The organism is Chromohalobacter sp. HP20-39 (assembly GCF_033052815.1).
Lineage (GTDB): Bacteria > Pseudomonadota > Gammaproteobacteria > Pseudomonadales > Halomonadaceae > Chromohalobacter.
Genome location: NZ_JAWHTP010001273.1, coordinates 1 through 229, shown reverse-complemented (window position 1 = coordinate 229; position 229 = coordinate 1). Strand labels below are relative to the sequence as shown.

Below are 229 nucleotides of genomic sequence, written 5' to 3'. Positions count from 1 at the left end.
CGTTTTCGGGCGTGGTCGCAAGCCTCTGCGCTGCATCCGACCATCGGCGTGCACGCGCCGCTCACCTTTGACCTGGCCGACACCTGGACGGGCCGCTCGCTGGGTGGTTGCCAGTATCATGTGGCGCATCCGGGTGGACGCAACTACCAGACCTTTCCGGTCAACGCATACGAGGCGGAAAGCCGGCGGCGCGCGCGCTTCTTTACGACCGGGCATACGCCTGGGGCCC

The 229-nt window shown here is 67.2% G+C and carries 1 protein-coding gene; it reads left to right on the top strand.

Annotation, left to right across the window (positions count from 1 at the left end; genetic code table 11):
* Window positions 1–229 (top strand): transglutaminase family protein (locus RVY79_RS21945; RefSeq protein ID WP_317466741.1); only part of this gene is annotated, 229 nt, incomplete at both ends.